General features: G+C 32.3%; 10 protein-coding genes. 1 reads left to right on the top strand and 9 read right to left on the bottom strand.

The features are described from left to right. Nucleotides 1-81: 81 nt before the first annotated feature. The 7 genes from GCQ56_RS13850 to GCQ56_RS13820 form a co-directional block, all read right to left on the bottom strand. Entirely contained in the window at nt 82-978 is an 897-nt protein-coding gene (locus GCQ56_RS13850) for a substrate import-associated zinc metallohydrolase lipoprotein (RefSeq protein ID WP_193323790.1), read from the bottom strand. Nucleotide 979: 1 nt separating this feature from the next. Then, nucleotides 980-2,410, bottom strand: a complete 1,431-nt coding sequence (locus tag GCQ56_RS13845; RefSeq protein ID WP_152735085.1) for a RagB/SusD family nutrient uptake outer membrane protein — start codon at nt 2,408-2,410, stop codon at nt 980-982. Nucleotides 2,411-2,420: 10 nt separating this feature from the next. Continuing rightward, complete coding sequence (locus tag GCQ56_RS13840; protein ID WP_152735084.1) at nt 2,421-6,038, bottom strand: SusC/RagA family TonB-linked outer membrane protein; 3,618 nt, start codon at nt 6,036-6,038, stop codon at nt 2,421-2,423. A 124-nt stretch (nt 6,039-6,162) separates the two neighbouring features. Continuing rightward, complete coding sequence (locus tag GCQ56_RS13835; RefSeq protein WP_193323789.1) at nt 6,163-7,338, bottom strand: FecR family protein; 1,176 nt, start codon at nt 7,336-7,338, stop codon at nt 6,163-6,165. 97 nt (nt 7,339-7,435) lie between these two features. Next, nucleotides 7,436-7,990, bottom strand: coding sequence for an RNA polymerase sigma-70 factor (locus GCQ56_RS13830; RefSeq protein ID WP_152735081.1), 555 nt, complete (start codon nt 7,988-7,990; stop codon nt 7,436-7,438). A 192-nt stretch (nt 7,991-8,182) separates the two neighbouring features. Then, complete coding sequence (locus GCQ56_RS13825) at nt 8,183-9,364, bottom strand: aminopeptidase C (RefSeq protein ID WP_152735079.1); 1,182 nt, start codon at nt 9,362-9,364, stop codon at nt 8,183-8,185. Between the two features lie 23 nt (nt 9,365-9,387). Continuing rightward, nucleotides 9,388-9,741, bottom strand: coding sequence for an MmcQ/YjbR family DNA-binding protein (locus GCQ56_RS13820; RefSeq protein WP_152735077.1), 354 nt, complete (start codon nt 9,739-9,741; stop codon nt 9,388-9,390). 492 nt (nt 9,742-10,233) lie between these two features. Here GCQ56_RS13820 and GCQ56_RS13815 point away from each other — a divergent pair, with 492 nt between their 5' ends. Next, entirely contained in the window at nt 10,234-10,635 is a 402-nt protein-coding gene (locus GCQ56_RS13815) for a response regulator (RefSeq protein ID WP_152735076.1), read from the top strand. Here the strand turns inward: GCQ56_RS13815 and GCQ56_RS13810 are convergent. After that, nucleotides 10,632-10,997: a YraN family protein gene (locus GCQ56_RS13810; protein WP_152735074.1), complete on the bottom strand. Its 366-nt coding sequence runs from the start codon at nt 10,995-10,997 to the stop codon at nt 10,632-10,634. The genes GCQ56_RS13815 and GCQ56_RS13810 overlap by 4 nt on opposite strands. Before the next feature lie 11 nt (nt 10,998-11,008). Beyond that, the gene (locus GCQ56_RS13805; RefSeq protein WP_152735072.1) at nt 11,009-11,917 is read right to left on the bottom strand and encodes an LD-carboxypeptidase; all 909 of its coding nucleotides are present in this window, start codon (nt 11,915-11,917) and stop codon (nt 11,009-11,011) included. Nucleotides 11,918-12,015 lie beyond the last annotated feature (98 nt).

Here is a 12,015-nt window from a genome sequence, read left to right as displayed (position 1 = left end):
AAATACAAATATAATACATTCCGACTGATACCAACCAGTTGGTATTCAAATATTATTAATTTAAGCAGATTTTAAATATCGTTAAATAGGCATTCTAGATTGAATAGTGTCTCGTAAGTCGTTTAAATTAATATTAAAGTTTTCCAAATAAAAATCTTTAACCATTTGTAATTTCTGGCGAATCAACTCTCTTCCATAGTTTAAATCAGTACAAAAAACTTCATCTGCAAAAATAGAACAGTCTGAATCTATTAGATACAATGAATTAAATGTCTCCTCATCCTGAACTAAAAAACGGGATACTAATTCGGAAAAATCCTCATATTCGTTACTTGTACCGTAGGCAGATACCATTCCTCTTATTATAGCATCAGAAAGTGAAACGCCATTATTCCACCCTTGCCCTAAATATCCATTGCTCGAAACTGTATTAAATCCAGAAGGTATTCCATGATTTTGATGTACAATATGGTTAAATTCATGATGCATGGTTATCAATTGTTCCTCGATCCACATTCTATCTGACATATCCAGTGCATTAAGATTTAGAAGGCTCACTCGTGTACCTCCATCCGCAAAACCAGCAAGGCGAGCTCCATCATCATTGTATATGTACGATCCAATATAAATTATCTCTTTTGGAATCAAACGCTTAATAAAAGCTTCGCTGTCATCCGATAAAACAATAAAAGGCTGGATCCATAAATCTTCAATCAATTGTGTAACAGGAATTACCAGATCTTCATCAATAGCAGATGCCAATTGTCCCTTCTGTAAAAAACGATCATCCCACCTCCATCTTATTGCTGCACCATATTTATCAAGCATATTCTCTCTAATGTAAACATCATTGGGATGATCCGAAGGAGTAATTATTGGTGGGGTGTAATCCACATCATCACTTGAACTGCACGCCGAAAAAGTCAGGATACCAATCGTCATTAAGATAGATAATATTTCTTTTTTAAATTTCTTCATATCATCTAGGATTTGGGGTAATGCCATTAGTTATAGCCTTCTGAGGTATTTGTACTGCAGTCTTATTATCATTAGCGGCTAAGTGAAAGCTTTCTCCATTTAGGGTCGTATGTTGAACCGATAATGTGAATCTTTTAATATCAAACCATCTCAAACCTTCATCTAAAAACTCTTTTCTTCTCTCATCAATTAAGAAAGAAATCATAGCCTCCTTCGCATCTTCCTTCGAATAAAATTTTTTAATGCTATCCAATACCAGAATTCCACCACTTTCATATCTTTTTTCCGCCAATACATGATAATCATCAAGAGCCTTAGTATAATTCCCTTCCATTATCATACATTCCATTCGATTTAGAATAACCTCTTCGCCTCTTAGTTCTGTCTGTATAAAATATGGATATCCAGTGTTTGATGTAGTATATTGAAAGAGTTCATCATATTTAGGGGAAAACACTGCATAAGTACCTAAATTCCAACGTTGATCTCTATTATCAAATTCCTTTTGAATATTATTTGAAAAAATTTCTATGAATTTATCTGCATCACTTCTATATCCATAATTTGCGCGAGCATAAAATGATTCCTTCCTAATAAGCAATATATTACTCAATTCATCGGGAGATGAAAATTTAGATGCCATAGAACTAAATGAAGTCCCTTGATAAATTTGATTTAAGTCTCGTACATATGCAGGATTTGCCGAACCTGAACCTAAAATTTTATCACAATAGAATTTACTTTTATCATATTCTTGCTTAAACAGATAAAATCTCGCAGCAAATGCATAAGCAGCCTCTCGTGTAAAATGATATTTCTTAGAACCTGCAAAATAATCATCAGATAATAATTTCAAGCCATCCTTAATATCTCTTTCAATAAGATCGTAAACCTCTTGTACCGATAATCGAGTATATTTTTTAAATAACTCATCTTCCACCTCATCACTATATGGTATTCCCAAGTCGTTATTTGAGGTTTTAAGATTATAATGTTTGGCAAACACATTAACCAATAGAAAATGTGAATAAGCTCTTGCAATTAAAGCCTCTCCCTTAATGGCTTTTCTCAAGTTATCATCACCTTCAACCTTATCAATAACACTTAAACCTTCATTTGTATGGGCTATTGCATAATAGGCCTGTTCCCAAAAAAAAGTTGACGATTCCTGAGATTCATATGAATCTATGGGATCCCACAGATAGGCTTCTGTCATATATTCTTTTTGAGCATTATTCTCAATAGGTCCCACATTGTCAGTCATCCACTCTACAAAAAGAAAAGTTGCCTGATGATAAGCACTTGCCACTAGCTCTGCAACATCTTCTACAGTTTTTATTTCTTGTCTATCATCAGGATTATCATCCAGAAAGCTGTCACAGCCTACTGTAAACAAAAAACTAAAAATCAATAATAGAATAGAATATCTCATATCAGATAATTTAGAAATTCAAATTTACTGAAAAAGTATAAGTACGAGCCATTGGCAATGAAATTCCTCCTGACTGAAAATATTCAGGATCAATACCATTCAATTTACTATCAGAATATAGTAACGCTAAATTATAAGCCTGAAATTTAACATTTGCTGAGTTAATAAATGTGTTTCTAAGCCACTGCTGAGGAAGTCTAAAGTCAACATTTACATTTTTCAAACGAATAAATCCACCATCAGCAACTCTCACATCACTTTTGTTATACAATTGATATGGGTTTAAGCCAGCATCATTTAATTGGTCAGATAATTGTCTGCTCAGAATAGCTGGAATATTTGTTATGGTCTCATCTCCTGAATTTTTCCATCTATTCCTTAATCCTGCCGGTAAACTTGAGTGATCATTATATCTACTACTATAAGCATCCTCTAATCTAATTTTATTTCCGTAGCGATAATGAATTCCTATTGATAAGGAGAGGTTTCCATAATTAAAAGTGTTTCTTAAACCTCCAAAACCTCTTGGAGATGTTGGACCTTCGTATTTAATGTATTTTAATATATCTAATCTTTTCTGAAGGTTTATTTTTTGAATTAATTCACCATTAGGTCCATAAAATTGCGGAACTCCATTACCATCAAGCCCAGCAAAAGGAATGGAAAACAAACTCCCTGCGGAATATCCTTTTAGGTTAGTTCCTAAAGCTTGAACCGCATCGGCAATTCTAGGTTCATCAGCATACTTTGTAATTTTATCTTTATTATAACTAAACGTAAAATTTGTATGCCAGGAAAACTTACCTGCATTAATATTTACAGAATTTAAAGTTGCTTCAAAACCATTTATCCTCATTTCTCCAATATTGCCATATTTTTGACTGATTCCTCCGACACCACTAGTAGTAACAAAGCCCAAAAGGTCCTTAGAGTATCTTCTATAATATTCAAAATCAGCAAATAATCTATTATCAAACAAGCCTAATTCTATTCCTAAGTTAAGTTCGTATAACTTTTCCCATGTAAGATCGTTATTAGCTAAACTCTCAATGTAAAGTACTGTTTCACGATCATCAGCCGTTGGTCTTGGCGGTTCAATTCCTCTTAAAACCATAGCGGTACTTGCTCCGGCACCATTATCACCAGATAATCCGTAGGTAGCTTTAATTTTTAGTAAATCAATAAATTGAAACTTTTCCATAAATTTTTCGCCATGTAGATTCCAGGCGGCGCTAACATTCCAGGTAGGCAAGTATCTGGATTTTACTAATTTACCCTGTCGATTATCGCCATCATAACGAAATGTAGTATTCAGAATGTATTTTCCTTCATACGAATATGCACCGCTAATAAAAGCTCCAAAAAATCTATATCTATTATCCGTTTTATAAAAATAATTCAAATTTCTAGACTCTAAATAACGCAAAAAATTAGGGTCACTAACAACTATACCTCCCTTTTCATATAGATATCCCCATCCTTCATTATAATTTTCCGATCGATCTGTATATCTCACCTCTTGCCCAACCAAAAGATTGATTATGTGTTGATTATAAACAGGTTTCCATTCTATGATATTTCTCATAAAATAGCTAGTCAAACTATTTTTAGTCGTATTAAAGAATCCACCTTGTGGTAATACTGTATAAGGATCTTTCTCAGGTGATTTTGGGTCATCAAACAGGTATACATTATTATTTACAAAAAGAGGATTATCGGCACGATAAGCTTCAGCTTGATTAGATGTTTCATGAATTTTTTGTTCTCTTAAGGTGTTCACCCATCTCCCTTGAAACTTGGAAGTAATTTTTAGTTCTGAAGTTATATCATATTTTAAATCTCCTTGAAATAAAAGATCTTTAACATCAATATTTACATAGTTATGATTTAATTCATATAGTATATTAAATGGTGCATAATCGCTTCTAAAATATTCTAAGCTTCCATCATCATTATAAGGACGAATACTCCTACTTGTGTAGATCGCATAATTGAAAGGGTTGATATCAAAATTACGTTCATAAATTCCAGTAATTGGTTCAAATTTTCTATCCTTAGAGCCTGGTAGCCTTTGATCTCTAATATTTCCAGACAATTGAAAACCTAGCTTAAACCTTTCTGATAAATCAAACTCACCTTTTAGTGATGCGGTGTAATTCATTACATTATCCGAAACGGTTTGACCATTATCATTATAGAAACCTATTGAAGTATAAAATCGTGAATAATCTGATCCACTGGTGATACTCAACGAATGCTGCTGAGATATGGAATTTCGAAACAAAACATCAAACCAATCTGTATTAGAATTCGCATATTTAGAAAGGTATTCATAATTCAAGCCTCCATCTGTCCCCCAATTCAATTCATTATTCGAAATTAAATAAAACATTTTACTCAATGCTCCATGATGAGAAGCACTTGCAGCTGTAGAAATATCAATCCAATCTTTTTCGTATAGCTCTTCATAAACGCGCATTTCCTCATCCGATTTAAGTATATCAAATTGAGAATAGCTCGGCTTTTTCTTAATGCTTAAACTACTAAAATATGAAACACTGGGTCTACCTGCTTTTCCTTTCTTTGTAGTAATAACCACAACCCCATTCATTGCTCTGGCTCCATAAAGCGCAGTAGCCGAGGCATCTTTTAGTATCTGGTAAGATTCTATATCGTTAGGATTTAATCCGGCTAATCCTGAACTTAAAACTGTGGAAAGGTTACCTGAAGTAAGAGCATCATTAGTTAGCTCTACAATATCTTCGAGAACTACTCCATCAACTACCCAAAGGGGTTTATTACTTCCATTTACTGATGCACTTCCTCTAATGCGAACTACAGGAGCTGTTCCAAAAGTTCCAGATATATTATCTACCTGAACTCCTGCAACCTGAGCCTGTAAATATCTGCTGACATTAGGCAGACCTTTTAGTTCTATATTTTTATGAATGAGTTTAGAAGCTGAGCCTGTAAACAATCTTCTGTCAATTTTCTGAAAACCTGTTGTTACAACAACTTCCTGTAGTTTTTCATCCGAAAGTTCCAGAACCACATTTAATTTTTGCTTTTTATCAGCACAGACTTCTTTGGTTTTCAATCCAATAAATGAAAACACCAAATATACATTGGAAGTATCCTGATAACTTATAAAATAGTTACCATTAATATCTGACGAAGTTCCGAAATTTGTTCCTTTAACCAGAACAGAAACTCCAGGCAATCCAACACCATTGCTATCAGTAATGTTACCTTTAAGGTTTTTAAAATTTTGAATGGAATTTAAATCGGATTTTGATGGATTTTGGATAGGTTTAATAATAATAAGATGCCCTCTTATTTCATAAGTTAACTTATTAATTATAAGGCACTCATTTAAAATTTCCTTAATACTTTTAGGAGCTCCATTAAGATATAAACCCTTAACGTTTTTTATATCATCAACATTGTAAAGAAAAGTATAATTCGTTTTCTTTTTTATCTCAGTTAACACCTCAATCAATGTTGCCCCTTGTATGTTTAACTCCAGCTTCTCTTCCTGCGGCAGGGCATTTAAATCCTGATTGACAAAACACAATAACAGGGAAAAAAATAAGAGTTTATTTGCAAAAAACTCTTTTCTTTTGGGCATAAAAGACTATTTCCGATTTTTTTTCATAATTTTGGGTGTGATTTGGTTAGTATTACATTTTTGTAACGACGAAAATGTGTATTGGCTTTGTCCGGGGTTTGTGGCAGCAAATCCCGGTTTTTTTTTATATTTTATCAACTATTAAGTCTCTATTCTTAATGGTAAATTTTACTTTCTGTGTTAATTCTATTAATTCCAATATTTCATCAAGATCCTGATATTTATCTAAATCTCCCGTAAACCTTAACGATTTAAGTGATTCATCTGTAAACTTAACATCTACATCATACCATCTCGATAATCGTGTCATTATACTATCTAGAGATTCATTGTCAAACACAAACTTTCCATTCACCCAAGCTGTGTAAACTTGAGCATTTACCGTTTTCTTTTCAAATGTTCCTTTAGAATTGCTCAAAAGAATTTGTTCATTTGGTAAAAGTTGTTGATTAATGCCTAAAGATTCATCACTTACTTCAACTTTTCCCTCTACTAAAGTAGTAACAAAATCGCTTACATCTGTATAGGCATTTACATTAAATGAAGTTCCTAGAACTTTTACTTGAGTACCATTAACATCAACAACAAATGGATGACTCAAATTCTTAGCTACTTGAAAATAACCTTCTCCCTCTAACTCAACATTTCTTATTTTTGCTCCAAAATTGGCTGGATATCTTAATTTGGAATTCGCATTTAACCAAACCTGTGTCCCATCCATTAGTGTTAACTTATATTCTCCTCCTTTAGGAATGATAATCGTATTATAAGTTAATTCTCCATCAGTATTATAAGCTCTTGAACTTTCATATACCAATCCAAATTGAGTGTTAGATATATCAACACCATCTTCTTTAAGCAAGATTTCCTCGTTAAGTTGATATTCCTTACCATTTCCTAAGATAAGTACTGCCTGATATTTACCAGGAACTATACTATCCGGAGTATTTAGAAAACTTTCCTCCTTTAAGTGGGAGAAGAAAAATGTAGTTCCCAAAGCTAATATCAATACAGCAGCAATGGCAGCTAAGTTAATTTGCAGTTTTCTGGTTTTTCTCTTATTTATCTTAGATTGAATTTTATCCCAAACATCCTCTTTATTCGTATTTTCTAATTTTGATTTACGAATAGAAAATTGCTTCTCTGGACTTTTAGAAAGTTCATAAAAAAGATTCTCATTCTCCACTTTCTCCTTCTTCCATTCCTCCAGGTATAGTTCCTCCTCTTTCGTTAAAAAACCTTCCAGTTTTTTAACGATTAATTCAGCCATTTTAAACCCCGAATGCAAATCTTTCTTCATATTCATCTTCTACTTAGATATTACAATAACAGTTCAAATTAATAAATGGGTGACAAGAAATAATAAATTTTATTATCTAATAGTGATGATCATCTATTTAAAGAAAATAAAGCATTGTAAATAAGTCTTTTAAGTTCTCTTTTAAAAATTTACTGGCTCTTTGTTTTTGAGTTTTTACTGTATTTATCGAAATACTTAAATCCTCTGCGATTTCAGCATTTTTCAACCCTTTTAAACTTAGTAAATAAATTAAACGTGCTGACTCTGGAAGTTTTTGAAGTGTCTCTGAAATTATCCTATTAACCTCTTCTTCAATTACATTATTTAGAAAATAGTCATGACTCAAAATATCTTTATCCGCTTGACTTTCATATTTTCGTGTAACTTTTTGATGATCTAAATAATTAATACAAGCATTTCTAACAGATTTGTATAGAAAAGCTTTTAGAGCAGCTTCGTGATAAAAAGAAGTTCTTTTTTCCCACACTTTTATAAAACTCTCTTGTACTAAATCTTCCACTGCATCCTGATTTGGAATAAACTTTAATCCAAATAAATATAAAGCATTATAATATTTATCATATAAATTCTTGAAGGCAGATTGATTTCCACTTCGGAATTTATTGATCGCTATGTCAGCAATTGTGGTCATTGAGTTAATAGGTTAATGGTCAGACAATATTATAAAATAATTTTTGAAATGCAATTAAAGACCACTTGTAAATATTAATATAGTTTAAACAACATATATCACTAACAACCTTATAAGCAGGATTATCTCTTTGTAATTTGATCATAAAAAAAGGGTGCCATATAGGCACCCTAAAATTGATTAAGTCAATAATTACAGACCTAGTTTCTTTTTAATGTTTTTAGGTATAGCATCTTTGTGTACCATAATAGCAACAGTTTTCAGTTTTACATATGCTTCACTCATGTTTAAGTATCCACCAAATTTATTACTATCGTCAGCCCAAGAGTTTTTTGTTTTATAGTATACAATTCCGTTCTGATCCTTTACGATACCCGTTAAATGCATTAAATGATCATCTGTAGTTTGAAAATTATTAAAAGTTTTTTGTCGAAGATCCTGATCAACCGTAGGTTCCAATTGTTTAGCCGGAGTTTTCTCAGTTTTATTTTCAACACCGTCTTCCCACTTTGCAATTTCAGAATTACTCATATCCGTTTCCTTCATAGCAGGTAATACTGCATATCCCTTACGGTGAGAAAATCCTTTTTCACTAACATCTCCATCCCAACATACCGAAAATCCGTTATTCAGAGCATTATTCATCACTTCCATTAACTCATCAATAGGCAAGTTGTAATACAAGTCGTCTGACCAATTATCAGGAATTTCCAAATTCATTTTTCCATAATATGGATGGTGATTATATGATGTTAATTCTACATAATCATCAGGATTAAATCCCATTTCTTCAGAAAATGATTGAGGAGTATATTCTTTCCCAACATAAGTGAATTTTTCAGTAAGTTTTCCCATATAAGTATCCAAAACACCACCAACAGATTCAAACCAAACTGGAGTAATTTTTTTATTCGGATTCTTAACAATTTCATCCATCATAGCTTTGGTAGATTTTACCATTTCTCTATGAATATGAAAATCGCTTCCATATTTATTTCCTTGATAAATACTCTCTGGTACAAATCCATGTGTCTTTACAACATTTAAAACATCATGGGCTTGTCCGCCCTCGCTATAGTTCCCCTTACCATGTAATCTAAAATAACGTTTTGCTTTTTGCGAATAAGCTTCGCGCACAATATACATCTCAGATAAATCAAGTTCTGGAGCACCCATGCGCAATAATTCTGTTTCTATATAAGACATTGTTGCAAAAGCCCAACAAGTTCCTGTACTTTGCTGATTTTTAACCGATGTTGTTTTAACCTCAGTAACTGTTGTAAATTTTTTCTCCTCAACAGATTTCTCTTGTGCTTGAGTATATGAAAATCCCCATAAGGATAGACACATACTTGTAATGATAATTTTTTTCATGAATTTTTATTAAAGGTTGTTGTTTAATTATCTTGAAGTTCCTTTTGTTTCTTTTTTGGCATTTTCTGAACTACTAAAGCATATGATTTATCAATCCATTCAATTAAAAGTGTATCCGTAATACTACCATCTACAATTACCGTGTTCCAATATTTCTTATTCATATGATATCCGGGTAATACCGATGAATACCTCTCTCTTAATTCTATTATAGATTCAGGATCTGATTTTACATTTATCCAAAGTTCTCCTGTAATATTGGTCAATAAAAACATCTTATCCAATACTTTAAAAACAAGTGTTTCTTCATCAAAGGGAAATCCTTCTGTAACTGCTTTCTTAGATAGACAATATAATCTCAACTCTTCAATGTTCATAACCTCAACACTTTTAGATTTAGTTTTCAATCAAGACGAACAAATATAATTAGTTTTACTGATTTCCTTAAACTATTAGTTCACTAGTGATTGATTTTCTCCACTAGCACCTCTACTAATACGAATTCACATTGTATTAAAGGGCTATTTTTAGTTATGAAATCATTAAAAATGAACCTAAGAATGCATGTTTTTATGAGTAGCAATCCAAATTTTGACAAAATGACTTCATATGAACACCAAAAAAAGTTATTGTCCTATCAACATAAAAATGAGTTCACTTACATATGCCTAAATAGACTCTTATGTTGATATTTTCCATTCATCACTAAACACGCTCAAACTGAGCTGTAATCAACAAAACCATGCTTATTTATACTGAAATAGAAGCAGTTTTACCATTGAACTAAAAAAATGATTTTTTTTTACTAACCTCAATTTCGTATATTTAATGAGCGGAAATTGCTTTATTTATAAACGTAGATTTCAATCATGAATCAAATAAGCTATAGTCAAAAATACAATTGGAAGGATAAAAGAATTCTAATTGTTGAAGACGAAGAAATAAACAATATGTTTTTCGACGCTGCTTTAAGCAGAACCGAATCGGAGTTGTTATGGGCAAAAAACGGAAAGGAAGCTGTAGATATTATAGAAGTATCAGATGATGTTGATGTAATACTTATGGATATTCGTTTGCCAATTATGGATGGCTGTGAAGCTACTCGTAGAATCAAAAAGAATCACAAGGAGATTCCTATAATCGCTCAAACTGCATATGCTCTTGAAGGAGATCGTGAACGAATTTTAGATGCTGGTTGCGATGATTATCTGGCTAAGCCTATTCGTTTCGAAGAATTACTTTCCACTATCGACAAATATCTTGCCGATTAATCCACTGGTGCTATAAAAGCATCCTCGATGTGTTCAATCTTGAATTTATTTCCTTGCTTAATCACACTAATCACATCGAATCTTACTTCTTGTTTAATTTCTCTTAAATCTACATAATCTTGAGTTGCTCTAACCAGAAACTTAATTTTAGCTAACGTTACGGCATCAGCTGGGTGTTCAAAATAATCGGTCGATCGCGACTTTACTTCAACCACAACCAAATATTCATCTTTTATTGCCACAATATCCAGCTCTTTCTTCTGGTAAATCCAGTTTCTATCTAATATCTGATAACCTTTCTCTAATAGAAATTTTGCAGCAATATCTTCTCCTTGTTTTCCCAGTTCGTTGTGGTTAGCCATACTTATTTCATTTATCGTTTATCCCAAACCAAATTCACTTGATCTCTTCCAACTTTCATTCTTAAGTATCTTCCCATCGGTAATGCCCAATTCTCATCAATATGACCAGCTGGAAAATCATATACAACAGGATAGGAATAATTTTCGACAGCTTCCTCTATTATTTCGTATGCAGATTTGCCAAAATTTGGGTCTCCTGCCTTCATATCACTCATGCCTCCGACAATTAATCCTTGTATTCCTGATAGCTTACCACCCATTTTCAAATTCAACATCATTCTATCCAAATGATACAATTGTTCCCCCACATCTTCAATAAACAAAATTTTTCCATGGGTTTCAAAATCCATAATTGTTCCTCTAAGACTATATAAAATAGATAAATTACCACCTATTAATTCACCTTCAGCATCTCCAATTCTATTGTATTCATGAGATTTAATTTCGTAATCCTCGATCTTGCCCATCAAAGTATTAATCATGCTATTAACCGATTTATTTTCTCCATGATCTGGAAAGTTAATTGGCATTGTCGAATGAAGACTTTCTACTTCAAGAATATTATTTAAATAAGTATGAAAAATTGTGATATCACTATAACCAACAATCCACTTTGGCTTACGAATAAACAAATCAAAATCGATATGTTCTAAAATCCTAACACTTCCATAACCTCCTCTTGCACATAAAATTGCTTTAATTTCAGGATCATTCAGCATCGATTGAAAATCATAAAGCCTATCAATATCTTTTCCTGCAAACTGATGATATTCATCAAAAACATGTTTACCCAACACAACTTTTAATCCTGCTGATTCTAATTTATTTACAGCAATCCCCACTTTATCGGGCTCAATTTTACCCGCAGGTGATACAATTCCAATTTTATCTCCTTTTTTCAGGGCAGCTGGCTGATACATATCTATTTAGTTTTTTTAAGAAGTAAGCTTAAATTAAGAATAAAATACAAAGGGATAACAAATTTTTTGGCAATTCTATCTTATCTTTGCGATCAATT

It is taken from the genome of Marinifilum sp. N1E240 (assembly GCF_009295825.1).
GTDB lineage: Bacteria > Bacteroidota > Bacteroidia > Bacteroidales > Marinifilaceae > Marinifilum_A > Marinifilum_A sediminis.
Note: the sequence above shows the minus strand (reverse complement) of the source record. Positions and strands in the feature narration are given on the sequence as shown.